The organism is Binatus soli (SeqCode) (assembly GCF_050015535.1).
GTDB classification, from domain to species: Bacteria; Desulfobacterota; Binatia; order Binatales; family Binataceae; genus Binatus; species Binatus soli.
In genome coordinates, this window is the sequence record NZ_JBEKBF010000005.1 from 173,990 (window position 1) to 193,316 (window position 19,327).

The 19,327-nt window shown below is 60.1% G+C and carries 17 protein-coding genes; 14 read left to right on the plus strand and 3 right to left on the minus strand.

Translation table 11 applies throughout. The annotated features are described in order from the left end of the window. The first annotated feature begins 41 nt into the window (after positions 1–41). The gene (locus ABR989_RS05535) at positions 42–902 is read left to right on the plus strand and encodes a hypothetical protein (protein WP_428126339.1); all 861 of its coding nucleotides are present in this window, start codon (positions 42–44) and stop codon (positions 900–902) included. 84 nt (positions 903–986) lie between these two features. Continuing rightward, positions 987–1,346, plus strand: a complete 360-nt coding sequence (locus tag ABR989_RS05540) for a hypothetical protein (protein WP_428126341.1) — start codon at positions 987–989, stop codon at positions 1,344–1,346. 27 nt (positions 1,347–1,373) lie between these two features. On the opposite strand, the gene ABR989_RS05545 is transcribed toward ABR989_RS05540, so the two are convergent. Together ABR989_RS05545 and ABR989_RS05550 are read right to left on the minus strand one after the other, a co-directional pair. Further along, positions 1,374–2,534: a glycosyltransferase family 4 protein gene (locus ABR989_RS05545; RefSeq protein WP_428126416.1), complete on the minus strand. Its 1,161-nt coding sequence runs from the start codon at positions 2,532–2,534 to the stop codon at positions 1,374–1,376. A 59-nt stretch (positions 2,535–2,593) separates the two neighbouring features. Beyond that, complete coding sequence (locus ABR989_RS05550; RefSeq protein WP_428126343.1) at positions 2,594–3,358, minus strand: FkbM family methyltransferase; 765 nt, start codon at positions 3,356–3,358, stop codon at positions 2,594–2,596. Between the two features lie 427 nt (positions 3,359–3,785). Between ABR989_RS05550 and ABR989_RS05555 the strand changes: the two genes are divergently transcribed. The 12 genes from ABR989_RS05555 to ABR989_RS05610 all read left to right on the plus strand — a co-directional run bounded on the left by ABR989_RS05555 (position 3,786) and on the right by ABR989_RS05610 (position 18,159). After that, entirely contained in the window at positions 3,786–4,910 is a 1,125-nt protein-coding gene (locus tag ABR989_RS05555) for a glycosyltransferase family 4 protein (protein ID WP_428126345.1), read from the plus strand. Beyond that, positions 4,885–6,066 (plus strand): glycosyltransferase, encoded by a 1,182-nt coding sequence (locus tag ABR989_RS05560; protein ID WP_428126347.1) that lies wholly within the window; start codon positions 4,885–4,887, stop codon positions 6,064–6,066. Before ABR989_RS05555 ends, ABR989_RS05560 begins: the two co-directional genes overlap by 26 nt. 16 nt (positions 6,067–6,082) lie before the next feature. Beyond that, the gene (locus ABR989_RS05565; RefSeq protein ID WP_428126350.1) at positions 6,083–7,141 is read left to right on the plus strand and encodes a GNAT family N-acetyltransferase; all 1,059 of its coding nucleotides are present in this window, start codon (positions 6,083–6,085) and stop codon (positions 7,139–7,141) included. 22 nt (positions 7,142–7,163) lie between these two features. Continuing rightward, a complete protein-coding gene (locus tag ABR989_RS05570) occupies positions 7,164–8,294 on the plus strand; it encodes an alkaline phosphatase family protein (RefSeq protein WP_428126352.1) in 1,131 nt (376 codons plus the stop codon). A 16-nt stretch (positions 8,295–8,310) separates the two neighbouring features. Continuing rightward, positions 8,311–9,168 (plus strand): Crp/Fnr family transcriptional regulator, encoded by an 858-nt coding sequence (locus tag ABR989_RS05575; protein ID WP_428126355.1) that lies wholly within the window; start codon positions 8,311–8,313, stop codon positions 9,166–9,168. A gap of 4 nt (positions 9,169–9,172) precedes the next feature. Then, entirely contained in the window at positions 9,173–9,826 is a 654-nt protein-coding gene (locus tag ABR989_RS05580) for a polysaccharide biosynthesis/export family protein (protein ID WP_428126357.1), read from the plus strand. After that, a complete protein-coding gene (locus ABR989_RS05585; protein WP_428126359.1) occupies positions 9,823–11,064 on the plus strand; it encodes a hypothetical protein in 1,242 nt (413 codons plus the stop codon). The genes ABR989_RS05580 and ABR989_RS05585 overlap by 4 nt, the downstream gene beginning before the upstream one ends. Before the next feature lie 24 nt (positions 11,065–11,088). Then, positions 11,089–13,416 (plus strand): exopolysaccharide transport family protein, encoded by a 2,328-nt coding sequence (locus tag ABR989_RS05590; RefSeq protein ID WP_428126362.1) that lies wholly within the window; start codon positions 11,089–11,091, stop codon positions 13,414–13,416. Next, entirely contained in the window at positions 13,413–14,666 is a 1,254-nt protein-coding gene (locus ABR989_RS05595) for a hypothetical protein (protein WP_428126363.1), read from the plus strand. The genes ABR989_RS05590 and ABR989_RS05595 overlap by 4 nt, the downstream gene beginning before the upstream one ends. Then, a complete protein-coding gene (locus tag ABR989_RS05600) occupies positions 14,663–15,586 on the plus strand; it encodes a glycosyltransferase family 2 protein (RefSeq protein WP_428126364.1) in 924 nt (307 codons plus the stop codon). Before ABR989_RS05595 ends, ABR989_RS05600 begins: the two co-directional genes overlap by 4 nt. Positions 15,587–15,682: 96 nt before the next feature. Continuing rightward, on the plus strand, positions 15,683–16,954 hold the full coding sequence (locus ABR989_RS05605) for an O-antigen ligase family protein (RefSeq protein WP_428126367.1): 1,272 nt from the start codon (positions 15,683–15,685) through the stop codon (positions 16,952–16,954). Next, positions 16,951–18,159 (plus strand): glycosyltransferase, encoded by a 1,209-nt coding sequence (locus tag ABR989_RS05610; RefSeq protein ID WP_428126369.1) that lies wholly within the window; start codon positions 16,951–16,953, stop codon positions 18,157–18,159. Before ABR989_RS05605 ends, ABR989_RS05610 begins: the two co-directional genes overlap by 4 nt. Here the strand turns inward: ABR989_RS05610 and ABR989_RS05615 are convergent. Beyond that, positions 18,156–19,298: a glycosyltransferase family 2 protein gene (locus ABR989_RS05615; protein ID WP_428126371.1), complete on the minus strand. Its 1,143-nt coding sequence runs from the start codon at positions 19,296–19,298 to the stop codon at positions 18,156–18,158. The genes ABR989_RS05610 and ABR989_RS05615 overlap by 4 nt on opposite strands. Positions 19,299–19,327 lie beyond the last annotated feature (29 nt).

Below are 19,327 nucleotides of genomic sequence, written 5' to 3' on the forward strand. Positions count from 1 at the left end.
ATGATATCGAAAATACAACGATTGGAAGGAGAACAACGGGTATGAAATCCGGATTCACCGCGGCCACTGCGCTGGCGATTGCGATTGCGGCCACGACAGCGTCGGCAGGTGTCGTAATCTCCCAGCAGGTGTCCTTCAACCAGGCTGGCGAGCGCAAGACCGATCAGACCGTGATGGTCCAAGGCCACAAGCAGAAAATCATCGCCGGCGATCGCGAGAGCATTACCGATCTCGACGCCGGAAAGACGTACATTCTCGCGGCGAAGAGCAAAACGTTCATTGAGATTCCGTTTCCGCCCACCGGAATGTTCGCGATGGCAATGGTGGTGCAAGGATCAACCGTCGAACTCAAGAAGAGCGGCGGCACTCATCAAGTGGCCGGATACGCCTGTCAGGATTACACGGGCGCCGCGCTCATCGGTCGCAGCAACCTCGATGTGACTCAATGCGTGGCGAGGGACGTGCCCGGCACCAGGGAGTTCGTCGAGTTTCAAAAGGCGATGGCGGACAAGCTCAAGGGCAAGCCCTTGGCGCGCAAGGGCGAAATTCCTGACGGAATCCCGGTCTCATCGACCGTCACGAGGACGGTGGCTCCCTTCACGCCGCCACCCGGATTTTCGCCCGAGCGGGCGGCCAAAATCAAAGCGATGATGGCCAAGTACAAACCGGTCACCATCAATACCACGGTTTCCAAAATCGAGGTGAAAGACCTTCCGGCTGACACATTCGTCGTGCCCGCCATCTACAGAAAGCCTGAAATGCCGACGGCGCCGCAGCTTAAGCAATTGCCGCAGTTTAAAAAGTCGGCGCCCGGCATAGTAACTCCCGGCCCCGCGCCCGCCGCCGGTGCGCCCGCCGCTCCGGCAGCGCCTGCGGCTCCGGCGGCTCCCGGTGCGCACTGAGCTTGATCGGCAGGAATCGCAGAACTATCGTTATTGCAAGAGTGAAAAGCGAAAAGTGAAAAAATGAAAACGGGGTGAGTAACGATGAGATTGGAGACGGGCGCCACGCGAACGTTGCGCTTTGGGCTGGTGGCGATCGCGGCGCTGGCGTTCTCGATCGGGCTTGCATTGGGGCACATCTCCCCGGCGCGGGCGCAGGATGATGACGCAGCAGCGCAGAGCCAGGAAGCGGCCGATGCCGCCCAGCAGGCGCACGATGCCGCGGATGCGGCACAACAAGCGCTGGACGCGGCGACGGAGCAGCGCGATCAGCTCGAGGGCGCCGGCGCGTCGCAGGATGATATCGATGCGGCCAATCAGGCGATTGCACAGGACCGAGCCGGCAAGGATGCCGCCGACGAAGCAGCGCAAAGGGCGGATGAAGCGGCAGCCAACGCACAGTGAGAGATGGCCAGCAGCGCCGCTGGCAGTTCAGGCTGGTGAATCCGCCGATTTGGGAGCACTCGAGGGTAGTTTCCGGCGCGCCCGCACCAGCTTGTAGAGCTCCAGATAACGCTCGGCTGTCCGTGAGATCTCGTATTGCTCGCGGGCACGGAGCAACCCTCTTCGACCCATAGCTTCGCTTAAACCGGGGTTGTCCAGGAGCGTTGTGAGGGCGTCCGTGAGTGCGGGCAGGTCGTCCTTTTCCACGAGCAAGCCATTCTCGCCATGTGAAATAACTTCGGGCACGCCGCCGATGTTGGTGCCGATCGCGGCTCGCCCTGCTGCCAGCGCTTCCAGCAGGGCGACCGGTTGCCCCTCGACGATCCTGCTGGGCATCGCGAAAAAGAGCGCGCCTCGATTGAAGCTTCGGATTTGGGCTGCGTCCGCCTTTCCGAGCAATTTCACTCGGCGGTCCAATCCAAGCGAGCTGATATGCCTGCTGATTGCATCGCGGCTGGGGCCCTCGCCCGCGATCAATAAATCCACGTTCGGATGACTTTCAGCGATCGCACCGAAGCTCGTAATAAGGGCATCGACGGCCTTGTCAGGCAAGGTCAGCCGGCAGGCGCAAAAGATATATGGCCTGCCGTGTTGGTATGGGGCCGCCTTTTGAGCGGCCTCAACGTCAATCCCATTGCTGATTACCAGCGCATCTTTGGCTGCGGGCAGTATGCGATCGAAGCCATGGCGCGTTGCCGCGCTCACGCCGGTAAGAGCGTCAGCGCTTCTTAGGACTCTGACCATCAGGCGTCTGGCGCGGGAATTGAAATCAGTGTCGCTGTGCCAGGTGTGGACTAAAGGTGTCCGGGTAATCTCGCAGGCGGCGACGACTTGCGGCAGCAGCGACCAATCAAAGAGATGGCTGTGCGCAACGTCGATTTTTGCTTTGCGCAGGTAGTTGGCCAGCCGCAAGGTGTCGGGCAGATACATCAAGGCCCATCGCGCCGGAGCCTGGTAGGTATGAAGCGGAAGGAAGAGCTCGCGGGTCTTGTCGCCCAGAGCGACTGTGGTGCCCGCCGCCGCTTCTTCCCGGGTTACGATTACATCTGTCTCATGGCCGCGGCGCTCGTATTCGGGGATGAGGCCTCTGAGCAGGCTTTCGATCCCTCCGATCACGTTGAAGTACTGGGTGATTAGCGCAATCCGCACCGGGGTGTCCTGTGAGTCGGCCTGCAACGATTCAATCGCTAAATTCCGCCTGGTCCGGGTTATTGGCTTTCGGCGAGAGCGAACAGATAGTCGCGGCCGGTCTGGAGGCTTAGCTGATAACCCTGGTTACGAAGCAGGGTAAGGACATCGCCTGTATTTCGTTGTTCGTAGTATTCAACGAGCACCAGGCGCGGCCGAAACGCGGCTTGTTCGAACAGCGGCTTGAGGACGCGGTACTCGAACCCTTCCACATCGATTTTGAGCACGTCACAGTGGTCGAAGCCCTGAGCCTTCATTATGTCAATCAATGGAAAACACTGGACCTCAACCGCATCGTTGCGGCCGTCACCCGGAACAAAAGAATGGCCGCTCAAATCTCCAAGAGCGTCATTGCCAAAGAGCTTCAATCTTTCGCGCCGGTCGGAGACGCCCGCTTGCACGGCGCGGACGTTGGCCGCACGGTTCATCGCGAGATTGCGCTCGAGATAGCGGAACGTTTTTGGGTCAGCTTCGATGCTCAGTACGCTGGCAGCGCGTTTGGAGGCCAGCAGCGAATAAAAGCCGAAATGCGCTCCCACATCAATCACCACATCTTCCGGCCGGATTTGCGGCAGAAGAGCGGCGCGTTCCGCGGGTTCGTAAAGCTGCGGGTAGTACAGCAGCATACGGCAGGCATAGTCCCTGGGATCGAGCCACATTCGCAAGCCCAGGACCTCTGCCTCAACCGGGGTAACGCCGCCCAAAAGACCGATCAAGACCTGCGCGGCGCGGTAACCGCCGCGCCACTCAATCAGACGGCGTGTCAGCCGGGAAAGCAATATCAAACGGTTCCTTCCGAAAGCAGCGCGCTCGAGGCCCCCGCCTGCCGCGGGGGATTGCTCATGCCGCGACGACTGCAACTCCCGATCCAGAATTTCCGTTTTGACTTTCCAAGCATGCGGCTTTTAGCCCGCTGGCGACTTGATTGTCAAGGCGCCGGCCGGCGGCGCGAAATGTTGGCTCAGGCCGGCTGCGCGTCCTAATCTCCCCGGGTGTCAATATTAGCGGATTTGACCGCCTTATTGGTGGATTATTACGGCTCGATGAGCTAATTATTATGCCTATTTCGCTCTGAGTGGCGCAAATTCGAGTGTAGATGACTCGAAGTCGAGCGTCAGGATTTTCCAGGGTCGTCGGTTGAAGATGGAAAAGGGGAGCCTCAACGATACAAAACGGTCCAATGCACGGCCGCGTCGCACGGTGTTGCATTTGTTGACAAATAGTGTATTCAGCGGCGTGGAAGAGCACGCGCTGTCGATGCTGACCGGGATGAGCGCTCACGGATTCGAGCCATGCCTGGCGGCGCCGGGCAAGCTAATCGCGGCGATGGAGCCTGGCCTTTCGGCGGCCGGCGTCAAATGCCTGCCGCTTCAGTTTTCGTCGCGGCTTGACGTGGCGTCAGGGGCGCGCCTGCTGCGATTCATCCGCCGCGAAAATGTCGCGCTCGTGCATTGCCATCTGTTCACTGCCAGTTTCTTCGGCGCCGGGGTTGCGCGGATGGCGGGCGTCGGCGCGGTGCTCGAGACCTGTCACCTGCCAGAGGTCTGGCGGATGGGAAAAGGCCTGCGCGGCAGCTTCTGGGTGGATCGGCAGATCGGCCGGCTGGTGGACAAGTATATCGCGGTGTCGCATGCGGCGGCGCGCCATTTGATCGAAACCAAAAGGGTGCCCAAGAGCAAAGTCCGGGTGATTCACAACGGGCGCGACCTGGACCGTTTCGCTCCAACGGATACGCGGCGGCGCGCCGCGACTCGCGCTGCGCTGGGGCTCGGCGATGAACCGGCCTGCCTCACGCTGGCGCGGCTGGACGATCAAAAGGGCCATCGGCATCTGATCGATGCGCTGGCGATCCTCGCTCCGCGCCGGCCGAACCTGGTCGCGCTGCTGGCCGGCGAGGGTCCGCTGGAGCAGGCGTTGCGCGCGCAATGTGCAGCGCTGGGGCTCGGGGACCGCGTGCGATTCCTCGGCTACCGGAGCGACGTGCCCGAGCTGCTCGAGGCGGCCGACCTGGTGGTGCTGCCGTCGCTGTACGAGGGTCTGCCGCTGGTGGCGATCGAGGCGCTCGCGGCAGGACGCCCGATGGTCGCGACGGAAGTTGACGGCACACCCGAGGTGGTGATCCACGAAAGAACCGGGCTGCTCGCGCCGCCCGCCAATCCGGCCGCGCTGGCGGCGGCGATCGAGCGATTGCTTGACGATCCGGCGCTGGCATCGCGGCTGGCATCCGAGGGGCGCAAATTCGTGCAGGAAAACTTTGCGGTGCGGCGGCAGATCGAACAGACCGCCGCGCTTTACTCCGAACTGATCGGAATTGGAAGAAAAGGAGAAGCCGCTTAACGGGGACGCGCGTCGGGGGACGCAGATTTTGACGAGCCTCTTTTACATTTCAGCATTCCTGCTGATGTACGCATACGTGCTGTATCCGGTGGTGCTGATCGCGCTGTCGGCATGGCAGCCGCGTCGCGCCGGCTCCGATGGCGATTGTGCCGCAGGTGCGCCGGCGCCGCCGCTGTCGATTATCGTCGCGGCGTACAACGAGGAAGGCTGTATCGCGCAGAAGATCGAAAATTTTCTTTCCTGCCGGTACTCAGGCGAGGCCGAGATGATCGTGGTGTCTGACGGATCGAGCGATCGCACCGCGGAAATAGCCGAATCGATGGCCTGCGAGCGGGTGCGCGTAATTCGCCAGCCCGAGCGCCGCGGCAAGGGAGTCGCGGTGAATGCGGGGGCGAATGCCGCGCGCGGCGAGGTGCTGGTGTTCACCGATGCGAACGCGATGTTTGCGGCCGACGCGTTGGAGAAGGTGGCGCGTCCGCTGCGCGACAAATCGATCGGATTGGTGACGGGCGTGTCGCATTACTCGGGCGATAGTATCGGGTCGGTGTACCAGCGCTACGAGCAGATGCTGAAGGGGCTGGAGTCGCGGCTGGGCCTGGTGGCGGGAGCTGACGGAGCGCTCTACGCGCTGCGCCGCGATCTGTTCAAGCCGCTGGACCCGGCGCTGATCAATGACTTCGTGCACCCCATTATCGCCTCGCTCGCGGGTGCGCAATCGGTTATGGCGGGCAACGCGATCGCGCTGGAGGAATTCTCGGCGGCGGGCGAATTCGCGCGGCAGGTACGGATGGTCTCGCAGCAGGCGCTGGTGTATTTCCGCCTGCTGCCCGAGCTCATCGCAAAGCGGCTCTGGCGCTCGATCCTGGTCTTAACTTCGCATAAGCTGTTGCGCTGGTTGACGGCGCCACTGCTCGCGATTGGGGTAATCGCGACAGTGTCGCTGGCTCGGTATGGGGGAACCTTTCGAGTCGTGCTGGGCATGGAGATATTGTTCGCGCTGGTCGCGGCAATCGGCAGGGTCGCGATCCGGCGCGGCGCCGAAGGCAAGGCGACCTTCGCGTACCAGTTCATTGCGCTCAACTGTGCGCAGGCGATTGGACTGTGGCGATGTTTTTCCGGGGAAGTCCCGGTGGTCTGGAAACCGAGAAACCTTTAAGGCGGGGGATCCAAGGTTGAGCGTTTTAGTTTGCGGCGAGAATCGGCGGGCGGATTGGGATGACCTGGTCGCGCACTGCGCTGACGCCACTTTTGGCCATCTTTGGCAATGGCGCGAGGTAGTCGGTTCGGGGTACGGATTCGATTCCTTTTACCTGCTCGCTCAGGACGGGCACGGCCGCCCGATCGCCGCGGCGCCATTTATTTTCGTGCGCAGCCTTCTTTACGGCAATGAACTCGTATCGATGCCTTATATCGATTACGGCGGCGTGTGTCATGCCGATTGGCTGGATTCAGCGGAGCGCGACGCTACGCGGGCCGAACTGATTGCCCATGCCCGCGAGCTGGCGGGAAAGCTGCGCGCCAAGCGACTGCACGTCCGCAGCTTGCAACAGCTGGAGGCGCCATTTGAAGTCAGCACAGAGAAGGTGACGCAGCATCTGGCGCTCGCATCGACGGTCGAAGAGCAGTTACGCCGGCTGCCCTCAGAGCGCCGCAATCGGCTTAAGCGGGTCGAAAAGCTCAAGCTCAGCGTGGAGGTGGGTGACCCGACCGATCCGGTGGCGCTGGCCGATTTCTGCGCGACCTATTCGGAGAATCAGCGCGATCTTGGATCGCCTACGCACGGTCGCAGGTTCTTCAGCCAATTCGCCAGCGGCCTGCGCGATCGGCTTTCTCTGATTCGCGTTCGCAGCGGCGGCCGCGTGGTCGCGGCCGGGTTGGCAATGAATTTCCGCGGCTGGATGACGCTTCCGTATACGGGCGCCACGGCCGAGGCGCGTCCGGTATACGGCACCAACGCCCTGTACTGGGCGGGGATACGGCATGGCATCGAGTCCGGTTGCCACACCTTCGATTTCGGGCGGTCGACCTTGGGCTCGGGCATCTTTGAATTCAAGCGCCAATGGGGGCCGACTCCGGTGCAGCCATATTGGAGCACACTGTACCTTTCGCCCCGGGCGGCGGCGCCGCGCCAGCGCAAGAGCCTGCAGACGATCAGCCGACTGTGGCGCTACCTGCCGCTGGGAGTAGCCCGCACGGTGGGACCGGGGCTGCGACGGGGGATCTCAAATTGAGCGTGAGGAAAGCGGTGAACCAATGAAGGCTAGCATCTTCGTGTTGATCGACGCCTTGGGGTGGGAATGGATCAAAGACCATCCGTTCCTGAAGGAGGTTGCGCCCTATCGCCGTCCGCTCGATTCCGTGCTTGGTTTCAGCGCCGCCGCGATTCCATCGATTCTTACCGGGCGATTTCCGGAAGAGCACGGGCGGCTCTCAATGTTCCATCGCGCCAACGGACACTCGCCGTTCGCGAAGCTGAGCTTCATCTGCGCGATGCCGCCGCGGATGGTCGAGAACCGTTACGTACGCTTCGCGGTCAAGACAATTACGCGCCGCACCAATCATCTGACCGGATATTTTCACCTCTGCGGCATACCGCTGAGCTATTTGCCGAAGCTCGACGTCTGCGAGAAGCGCAACATCTACGAGCCGGGCGGAATTCCAGATTCGACTTCGATTTTCGACCTACTCGAGAGCAACGGCACATCCTACAAGACCTACTGCTATCACGATGGCACGGACGAGCAGTTGCTCGCGTCGATCGAAGCAGACTTGCGCGCGGGCGGGGCGAAATTCTATTTTCTCTACCTCGCGGACCTCGATCATTTTCTGCATTTGCACGCCGACGATCGCGCCGCCGCGGCACAGGTGCTGGAAAAATATTCGACTGCACTCGCACGCCTGCACAAGGTCGCGCTCGAGGCCTTCGGCGCGGCGGACATTCACGTCTTCGGCGATCACGGCATGGCGCCGACCTTGGCGACAGTCGATATCCAAGCGGCGCTGGCGGCGCTTCCGATTAGCGCGGCCGATTACCTGTGCCTGCTGGATTCCACGATGGCGCGCTTCTGGTTCTTTTCCGCTCGCGCCCGCGAATTGGTGACCAAAGCTCTGATGGAGGTCGATGGCGGAAGATGGCTCGACTCCGACGACCTCATCAAGCTCCATTCATATTTTCCAGACGGGAAGTACGGCGAACAGATTTTTCTGACCGAATCAGGAACGGTAATCGCGCCGAGTCACATGAGTGCGCGGGCTCCGGCTGGGATGCACGGCTTTCATCCGTCCGCGCCGCACTCGCGGTCGGCATTCGTGTCGAGCGTCGATTATGGCGACAGCATCAATCAGATCACCGACATATTCGGCGTGATGAAGGCGCACGTATGACACGGAGGAACGGGTAATGATGATCGCCGCCGTATGCGAGGAAGGCTACGCCCGGCTGCGGGGAAATTTCAGCCGCTGGCGCGTGCCGAGCGCCATTGTTGACGAACTCGTCGATCAGCGAAGCACGGTCAGTTACGCGCGCGGCGCAATGGTGTTTCTGGAAGGATCGCCGGGCGATCTGTTCGGCTGCGTGCTGGCGGGCTACGTAAAGGTGTACTGCAACGCGGCTAATGGCGCGCGGGTGCTGGCGCGGCTGTCGGGTCCGGGCGATATAATTGGCTACGCCGATTGCGAAGACGGCAAGGGCCGCCGGTCGAAGATATTTGAGACGCAGGCGTTGACCAAGTGCTCGATTGCGCTCTTCACGCGAGAGCGGGCCGTACGGCTGCTTCGCTTACTTGATCCCGATCAGGCTATCGAGCTCTACCAGACGTTAAATTCGTTCTGGTCGTCAACTCTGCATTGGTGGACAAGTTTTCTTGGCTTGCCGTTCCAGCAGCGTCTCGAAGTCGTACTGGGTGATCTGGGTCGACGGGTCGGTGTGCACGACAACCGCGGCACGCTGATAATACCCGAGCTTTCGCAGGCGGATCTGGCAGAGATGATCGCGAGCTCGCGACCGCTGGTAAGCCGGCTTTTGAACGAAATGGAGGAGCGCGGTCTGGTTCAGCGGCGCGGCAAACAGTATATACTGTTGAGGGGTTGGGACCTCCAGGAACCCAGATTCGCACGGATGCACAGCCCGCCGCTCGGCGATGGGCCACGTGCTGCGGAGCCGGGTGCGCAGCAGCACTATAGCCGGCTTTCGGTCGTCGCCGAACGGCCCAAGGGTGCGAGGGGCAAGACCACGCTGAAAGGCGCGACTGGAAAGTAATTTGATGAAGATTGGCGCTATTGAGTTCGCTCACGAGTTTGTGGCTGCGAGTGCGGCTCTGACCGTAACAATTTTGCTCGCGGTCACGATTTCAATGTCGATGGCCGCATGCAGCGTGTTCGCTTCCAACGCGGTGCAGGAAAAAGTGGTGCCGCACGCGGCGGCGAAGACCGCCGATCCCGACCGGATCGGCAGCGATGATGAGCTCGAAATAGTTGTCTGGAACCAGCCGCAACTCAGCGGCAAGATAATCGTCGCGTCTGACGGAACGATCGCGATGCCGCTGATTGGGCGGGTTGTGGCGGCCAGCCTGACGCCGGACATGCTCAGAGCGGACCTTGAGAAGCGCTACGTCCGCTATGTTCATGAGGTGAATGTTACGGTGCGTGTGAGCGATCCAGCCAGCCACGTATTCTATGTACTCGGCTCGGTAACTAAACCGGGAGCCTATAAGCTGCACTCGGGTGAAGTCTTGTCGCAAGCGCTCGCCGAGGCGGGCGGGTTTGGGGAGTTTGCCGACCCCAGCAAGATTCATATCCTGCGCCATAGGGAAAACGAGACCATCGTGCTGACGGTCAACTACAACGTGGTGCGATCCGGTGGAGACCTAACTGCGGATGTTCCGGTGGAACCCGGAGACACGGTATCAGTGCCATGATCATGAGAACGAGAAATCATCTAGGTATTCCACTTATCGCTGTCTTCTTCATCTTCGCCGCTCCAGCGGCAGGGCGTGCGGACAACTTGTTCCGCCTTTATCCCGAGGTCTCGCTAAGCGGATATTATTCCGACAATGTCCTGCTCCAGACCAGCAACAAGATGGGCGATTTCGGTGGGTTGATGATCGGCGGCTTTTACCTCGATTACACCTCGGCCACCAGATACGCGTCGCTGCATTACGATACTTTCGCCCAGCTATTCGCGCACGAATCTAAGTTCGATCGGGCAGGGGAAGGCCAGTATGTCGGCGCGACCGACGATGAAGACCTGTCGCCGACGACCAAGCTGCGCCTGCGTGAATACTTCTGGCGCGATGCGCCGGGCTATGTGGCCGTCGCCACCAGCATTCAGCCCCTGCAGTACGACACCATTGGGGCTCAGCTGTTGCTGGCGAGCGACCGAGCGTCGGCCAATTACTTCAATGGAGAGCTGTATCACTCTTGGGGAAGTAACTGGTCCAGTGCCTTCAACGTTCTGCAAGATACCGTCTGGTGGCCCGGCTCCAACAGCAACACGAATAATACCAGCTACGACCAAAGCATTGGCGGCTCCACCGATTACCATTTCCCTTATCGCATCGCTGTAGGGCTGGGATATCAATTCTATGACTTCATGTTTGCCTATCCCGGACAACCCGGCGAACAGGCACACTGGGCATTCGTGCGGGCTGCCTGGCAGCCGATGGAAAAGCTTTACCTCACCGGACAGGTGGGCGTCGAGATTTCCCATACCCAGGGGACCAGCGAGCATGCGGTCAATCCGGCCGGGGAAGGGTCGCTTAAATACACTTTCCAGCGCGCATTGCTGACCATAACCGGAGGCCAGCGTCCGGGTCTGGCCACCGGCTTTGTCAGCGCCGTCAATTTTCGATGGGTGAACGGTAACCTATACTACGACATCGCACCGCGGCTGACCGGAAATGTGGGCGCCGGATATTATGAATCGCTCGGAAACAACAGATCTAATGGGCAAGTGATTTACTGGGGCCTCGGTTTAAGCGATCGCGTGAACAAATGGCTAAGCATCTACACCCGGTTCGTTGAGCTTCGCCGGACTGAGACCGTCGCCAGCCAATTTTTTCCCAGCGGGTCCCAATATGGACGGGAAGCGGTTGGCAATTATATTATAGTGGGGCTAAGTGCTTCGGTCGAAGCGCTTAGCTGGAGCTGGCAATGAAGCGCTTAGCTGGAGCTGGCAATTTTGAGTAATCAGACCTTCATAACCATCGGACCCTACTGGGATATCATTCACCGCCACTGGGTGATCTTCTTTTCAACCGTCGCGGCCGGTTTGGCGCTCACGGTGCTGGCTGTGGTTCTTGTACCCAAGGAATACACTTCATCAGTGCTGCTGGAAGTCTGGCATGCCGATATTCAGGCCAATTTGATCGGAGCCGAGCCGCAAAATACTACCGACAATACTCATCTGGAATCGCGTCTGGAGGCTCTTAGCGAGGAAACCATCAGACCCGGCCATCTTGCGGAATTGATATCGAAGCACGGACTGTATCTTCTGGGCGGCAAGCCGGAGCCCGGCGCAATGGGAGAAATGGCCGGCGAGATTTCGATTACTATTCCCGATTCCGTGTTGCAGTCAGCGAACGGGACCCCGAATCGTTGGACGAGAAGCCTTCCTCCGGACGACATCGAGATTTCGTTTCAGTACCGCGATCCGGCCAAGGCGCAAGCGGTTGCGAGTGATTTGGGAAACATAATGATTGATGAGTACCGCAGGGAACGTGAGCGCCACAATGCGGAAACCATCAAACTACTTTCGAGCGAACTGGATGAGACCAAAGGCAAGCTCGCCGAAAGCCAGCGCCAAATCAAAATCCTGAAGGAGAAATATCGCGGGAGCATGCCGCAAGACCTCGATGACAACGTCAATGCCTTGCAGGCGCTTCAATTGCAGCTCGAACGGGCCAAGCAGAGCGCCGACAACAAGACCGATGCGTCGGGAGCACCTTTGCCGAAGGCGCCAATGCCAAACACGCCCGATGCGGCGCTGGCGGCGCTGCAGGCAAAGCTGTTTGCGCTCAAAGCCCAGTACAGCGACGAGTATCCGGAAGTGATCGAAACCAAGTCGCAGATCGCCGACCTGGAGAAGGAAATCGTAAAACCCGGCAATCAACCGGCCGTTGCGCCGCCCCCCCCCGATTCGGCTGCCCGTATGGTCCAGCAGCAAATTGACGATTACCAGCGCAGAATTGCCGAGACTCCAGCGCATGAGGAGGTAATGGCTGCGGTGGACCGCGACTATGGAATCCTGTCGAACCGCTATCACGATCTGAGCAATCTCTTTTTCGAAGCTCGCGCCGATCAGGCAGTGCTTGAACGCGGCCAGGGGGAGCGCTTACAGATGCTGCAGCCTGCCTCGCTGCCCATCAGCCCGTCATACCCAAAGCCGCTCTTGCTGATAGGAGGCGGCGTTGCTGCGACGCTGTTGATCGCGCTGGCGATCCCCTTCGGGCTGTTCTACACGGATACTTCATTCAAGGATTCCGATGACGTGAAAGCCGAGTTCGCCGATGTCAACACAATTGTCATCTCGCGGGTGCGGGAAATCCAGCCCGGTTACGTCAATGGTGAGCTAAAATCGGCGGAGGCCCTGCTCGCGCTGCCGGGAAATGGGGTCGCAGCCGACTCCGACGCAAGCGGAAATGGACAGTCCGCCAACGGCGGTCAAACTACGGCCGATGGCGAATCAGCAAACCATAATGGGGCTAATGGAGATTTGCAGGCGCTCATGGGCCGCGCCGCAAGGTTCGCCACGCGCTATCCGGCGCCGCCCTTGGTGGTGGCTGGAGAGGGGATGATCGGCAGTGCGGCTGACGAGTTCCAGCTGCTCGCCTTCAAGCTGAAATCATGGGCGGCGCAACACGACGACGCCAAGGTATTCGTCGTTGCAAGCGGCATCGGCGGCGAGGGAAAGAGTTTTGTCGCGCTGAATCTGGCAGCCGCGCTAGCCGTATCGGGTAGCGGCGCTCTCTTGATCGACGGCGATATCCGCGCGCCATTTCAGCACTATGCCTTTCCGGTGCCGAAAGTGGGAGGACTGCTCGGATGTCTGCAGGGAACCACGAAATTCGCTTCCAGCGTACTGCCGACGCCCGTGCCGGGGCTGAGCCTGTTGCCCTCGGGAGGAACAAGCAACCGCGCGCCGGAATACCTCGCTTCCGCCAAAATGGACGAGTTGATGAAAACCTTGAAGGGCAGCGGCGCTTACCAATACATAATAATTGATACCCCGCCGGCATTGCTGGTTCCGGATGCCCAGATTCTCGCGAGAGCCGGAGATGGCACAATCCTCGTGACCGCCGCCGACAGCACCTCACGCGTCGCGACCACCAAGACTTTTCTTATGTTCGATCCCGAGACTCTGTTCGGCGTGGTGCTGAACCGCTTCAAGCCTTCGTATTCGACTTTGCGCAGCGAGCGTTATGGCCGCTACGGACGCTACGGCCGCTACGGGCGCTACGGGAAATACTCGAAGTACTCGAAGTACACGGACCCTGAATTGCACGAATGACTGACGGCGCGTTCAGCTTGAGCCCGCCAGGATCGTTCCGCCTCAGCGCCGATCCCGCATTTCAAGACGAGGTGCGCGGCGAGCTGGAACGGCTGCTCGCGCGCGTGCGCAATTGCGCCGCCGCTCCAAGTGTCGCCGGCGTTCTCCTGACGGGAAGTTTCGCGCGCGGCGAGGGAACAATAATCCCACATCCCAGGACCAATAGCCGGTGGTTGAGCGACGTCGAGTGCCTGGTGGTAGTGAAGGGCGGCATCGTCTCAAGGCGGGAGATTCGGCGGTCGATGCGGCAGGTCGAACTGGACACCAACTCCGATTCCGCCAATGCCGAGCGCGGAATCAAGGTTGAATTGCGCGCGATTCTGACGCAGGGGATGACTCGGTTGCGGCCGGCTATCTTTACCCGAGAGCTGTGCGAGCATGCAAAGCTGCTGTGGGGCGATCCCGCCGCGATTCCGGTTCCGCGGGTGGCGCCGAGCGGAGACGCAATCCCCAAATATGATGCGTTTCGTTTGCTGAACAACCGGATAATCGAACAAATTGCGGTACGGAGTGAGTATGCGGACCGCGTCAGCGATAATACTGCGACTGCGTACTCACTGGCCAAATTCTGGATTGATCTGGGAACGTCGCTGTCGGTTTTTTTGGGATGCTACCAACCGGCATATCGGAGCAGGCGAAAGCCGGTTGAGGAAGCCCTTGGCGCGCACAAAGAGATTTTGGGAGCCGAGATGTCCAGTCGGCTCATCTCCCGTTTCCGCAATGCGATGGCTCAAAAGCTCGGCCAGACCGGATTTGCGCCGGGAGATCTCGCCTGTGAATTCAGCGAGGCCGTTGAGATTGCGCGCGCGACCTGGGACTGGGAAAGCGGGCAATTGCTGGGCACAAACACGGCTGTGGGTGATTGGCGCGGGATCTTCGTGCGACTGAGCAGTATCGAGACCGCCGCGCAGCGGCTACGTGACTGGGCTCGCGTGTTTCGGCGGCCTTCCAGATTGCGTCAATTGGGATCCCGCGCGATGTTCGCGGCGGCGCGGGTCGGTTCGCTCGCCACGCTGATATACGGAACCGGATGCGTGATCGATTTCTTCTGGGACGAGATCGGATCGGATGGCGGTCGAGGAACCGACATGGTGGCCGGGCTTTGCCGCGCGCTCGCCGTTGAAGCGCAGGACGCGTCGGAACGCCGGCGGCTGCTCACTCGCGCCACGCTCGGAGCTTGGGAGAGGCATTTGAGGTTCGCTGCCGCATGAGTCGCACGGTCACCATCTCGATTCTCACTTACAAGCGCCATCAACATCTCAGGCGCGCGCTGGCATCGGTGCTTCCGTACGCGGACCAGGTGGCCGAGATCATCGTGGTCGACAACGCCGCTGAACCGGAACTGAAAAGCCTTCTGGCGTCCGAATATCCGAATGTGCGCTACATCGCCGCACCGTCCAACGCCGGGTGCGAGGGCCGAAACATCGGGCTGCGCGCAGCCGGTACTCCAATCGTAATTACACTCGATGACGACGTCGAATTGTCCAGCTCCAATTGCATCACGGAAGTGGAAACCGCATTTTCGCGCGATCCGCAACTCGCGTGCCTTGTCTTCACCGTCAACGGCGTAGACGGTAAGGTTCTGGCACGCGATTGGTGCCATCCCCGCCCGATCTCGCACGCCACCAGGGAGTTCGAAACTCACTTTATTATAGAGGGAATGTGCGCGCTCAGCCGCGAAAAGGTTCTGTCGGTGGGCGGCTACTCGGGCGAATTCTTCCTCGGCCACGAGGGCGTGGACCTCGCCTACCGATTAATCGGCAGCGGCTGCCGCGTCGTGCATACACCCCGCGTATCGACAACGCATCACGTCGCGATCGAGCAGCATCCATCTTGGCGGGTCTATTATTACTACACACGAAATGGAATCTGGGTTGTCTATCGATTATTTCCGCCGTTGACGGCCATCCCACGCATGTTTGCCCATCTCGCTACGATGGGATTTTTTTCGCTGCGCGCAGGGCAAGGTCGGGCGTATCTGCGGGGATTCGTAGACGGGGTGCGCGGGTTGTCGCGAATGGACCGCCGCAATCTCGATGCTGACTCACTAAAGCATGTGCGCGAGATCCGGTCTGAACGGGCGTCATTATTTGGAAGAATCCAGCGCCACCTCCGCGAGAGAATTCTGTAGCATTTGCGGAGTCTGTTCGGGGTGTATCTCAAATTTTGGAACCTTCCAGCGGCACGCGAATGATCGCCAATTGATGCAGGGGACGGGCTCAGCGCCGTGATTCTTTATTTCATCTTTTTGTTTCTCGTTCCGTTTCAGGAGCATCACATCCTGGGAGCCCAGCTTTTCCATGTCGGGTCATTTCCCGTCACGCCGATTAAATTGGTGGGAATTCCCCTGGTCGTTGCCACCCTGTTGCTCAGCCGGCCGCGCGATGCAGCGCCGCGGCCAAGCACGGGAATTCTTTTGCTGTTCGCCGCGTTCGCGCTGTTTCAGGTTCTTGGGACTACCTTGTCTTCCTTGAGACTTCCGGCCAGCGATGCATCCTTGCTGTTTTCCGCCGCGATTCTCATGTTCGCGACGAATATCCTGATCAGCTCACAACGCAGATTGCGAATGACTATTCGGGTGATCGTGCTGGTCGAAACGTTTGCCAGCATTTGGCTGTACAAACAGTACTACATTGATCATTCGCCGCGGCCGAGTGGTCCTTCGATGGATTCCAATTACGAAGCGCTCTCATTGGTCATGACGGTGCCGCTCGCAATCTGGCTGGCCCGCTACGACCAGCGCGATCTGTGGAAATGGGCCGGACGGATTTGCACCCCGATTCTCACATTCGCGGTTTTCCTTTCGCAGTCGCGAGGGGGGGTGCTTGCGCTAATCGTGATGACCGCGCTGGCGTGGGTGAATTCCCGGCATAAAATGCGATTGGTGGTGGGATTCACAGTCGCGACCGCCCTCATGGTCGCGATTGGTCCCGGCCAAACGATCAAGCGGTTCCAGCAGATTCAGTTCCAAGGACAGTGGGAGACTGGCCCTGAAGCCTCGACGCGAGCGCGTGTCGAGTTGGCGCGAGCGGGGCTCCATATGATGGAGGCTCATCCGGTTTTCGGCGTAGGGCTGGGCCAATTCAAGTCGGTCGTGGTTCACTACAACCCGATGCTGACCAGCGTTGGGGAAACTGGTCACATCGCACACAACACCTACGTACAGTTGGGCGCCGAGGGAGGGATTCCCACGCTGGCGCTCTATTTGGCGATTCTGGGGGTGACCCTGGCTACTTGCCGGGCCTCCCAGAAGTTGCCGGGCGTGCCCGAAGATATTTCGGCGCTCGCACTGTCATTTCAGATCGGATTGATCGGCGCTATGGTGGCGGGAATTTTTATCAGCGCGCAATACGTAAAGGAAACCTGGATATTTATCTCGCTCGCGCCCAATTTGTACGCACTTTCCGTTCAGGCGGCGGCAATGAGCAGGAAGACCGTATCCGCTCAGCCCAAGCCTGCGAAGCAAATGGCCCTGAGGCCACGCCTGCGTACCGGATGAGGATCCTGCTCGTTTCAGAGATGATCCCTTGTCTGCCGAGCCATGACGGGTTCCGCCTGATATCCGCAAACCTGATTCGCAACCTCTTCGATCGTCACGAAATTCACCTGATTGCGCTATCGCGCGGGGATGAGAGCGAAGAGCAATCGGAGTGGCCGCGCGCTTACTGCCAATCCGTCTCGATTTTTCGTTCCGAACATGGAATTCGAGCCAAAGTGCGCGCGATAACCGGCGACGTCGATCCAGCGCTGACGCGCTTCATCAGCGATGCGGTCGCAAGAGTGCGTCCGGACGTGCTCCATCTCGAAGGCGGAGGATTGGCTGCGCTGCTTCGCTCGACGACGCGAGGGTTGCCGGGAATTCTCTGCGTGCATGACTCGAAGGCGCTGAGGTGCCGGGAATTCGCCGGCTATGCCGCCCGGGCGCGAGAGCGGTTTCGTCTCAAGCTTCTCTCGCTTCTCGCGCGGCGTCAGGAGCTACGATGGTTTGGATACGCGGACCGCGTCGTGGTCACGTCCCCCTCCGACGCACAGGCGCTGTCGGTCGGATTAAGCGCGGAACGAATCGCCGTGATACCCAACGGCGTTGACCTTGAGTATTTCGCGTACCGGCCGGCGCCAGAAGCGGGCCGAATCGTCTTCACCGGCAATATGAGCTGGCCGCCTAATGAAGATGCGGCCGAACATTTTGCTCGCGATCTCATGCCAGCGATCCGAAATCGGATTCCAGGCGCTTCTTTCTGGATCGTAGGCGCGCAACCATCCTTGCGAGTTCGAAATCTGTCGAGCGTTCCCGGAATTCACGTCACAGGGACGGTCGCCGATATTCGGCCGTGGATCTGGAGCGCGGCCGTTTACGCCAGTCCGCTGAGATTTGGGCTCGGCGTGAAAAACAAGATTCTCGAGGCGATGGCTTCCGGCGCGCCCATAGTTGCAACCTCGCGAAGCCTCTCCGGCACGCCATTGATCGACGGGCGGCACGCGATGATCGCGGATGACGACGCAAAATTCGGCGATTCGGTCGCCCGGCTATTGGCCGACCCCGCGCTGCGCGAATCGCTCTCGCGCGAAGCGCGGCGCAAAGCCGAAGCGGAGTACTCCTGGCGCTCGGTCGCGACGAAATATGAGGAGGTATATCGCGAAGCTTTGGCGCAGCGCGACCCGCCGCATCTGCTGGAGTCGCGAGGCCCGTTCAAAGGCCGCTAAACGCTTGCGTTGCGATGGCCGCCATTTGGTCTGGCGACCGGCGCTGGCGGCGTCCCGTCGCTCCTGAGCGTCGACGGGACGAAATCCTTCGCCAGAGTCTTCGCGCGCCGCCGACGGGGCTGCAAACCGAGCCGGATTATCTTCACTGCCGCGGCTTGCGGCAGAAGCGCGACGAGCGGAAACCAGAGCGTGTGAAAGAGCCTGCTTCGAAGGTTGTATCCGGAATTATGCCAAGAGACCCTTATTCCCGTAAGCATCAGGCGCATCGGCCGATCGTCCATTATCGGGTGATGGGTTGGGTCGACACGCAATGAGGCCAGTCGATACTTCAGATGCGCTGGCTCGCGCGCGGCCCAATTGCGTGGAATTGTGAACCCTGAGCGGCTGGCGAACTCAGCCAGCGCCCATTCGCGCTGCAGATCGATGATGATCTTGACGCGCAGCTTGCGTGAATCCATCTCCTCGCCGAGCATGCCGAGATTGGACTCGTGAATCCGGTAGCAACCGAGGGTTTTTCTGAGCGAAACGACTTCTCCCAAAAACGGCGCAATAATTAGAAGCGGGGCGTCGGCTGCCTGATGCCACTGTGGCTCGGGCAGCGGCAGGACTCGGTCGAGAACCGCTCGCGCGAAAGCGTTCCCGCTGGTGGGAACTCCGATGTAGCCGCCTGCATCGAGTATCGAATCCCTGATGTCGCCCTCTGGCATCTGCGCCGGGGAATATGGAACGACTCCTCCAAGCGCGCGCCCCTGCGCGTCGATATGGGCCAGAACGAATTGCGCCTTCGCCACTCCCGGATGCCACGCCCGCACGACCTCCTCGACGGCGTTCGGCAGCAAGAGATCATCCGCGTCGAGAAACATCACGATGCTGCCGTGACTCGCGCGAAATCCGGCGTTGAATGCGGATGCCTGCCCGCCGTTTGGCTTAAAGATTGCGGATACCCTGCCGCCATAGCTCGAAATCACCTCGCGGGAATTGTCGGTCGAACCGTCATCGACAGCTACTACTTCGACGGGCGCATAGGTCTGCTCAAGCGCACTATGAATTGCCGCGCGCAGGAAACGACCATAGTTGAAGTTATTGACGACAATGCTGACCAGCGGTTGCAAGTCGTTCTGCCTTTCGCCGGCGTTCATCGCATTTGCGGACGATTCGGCGGGGTTGG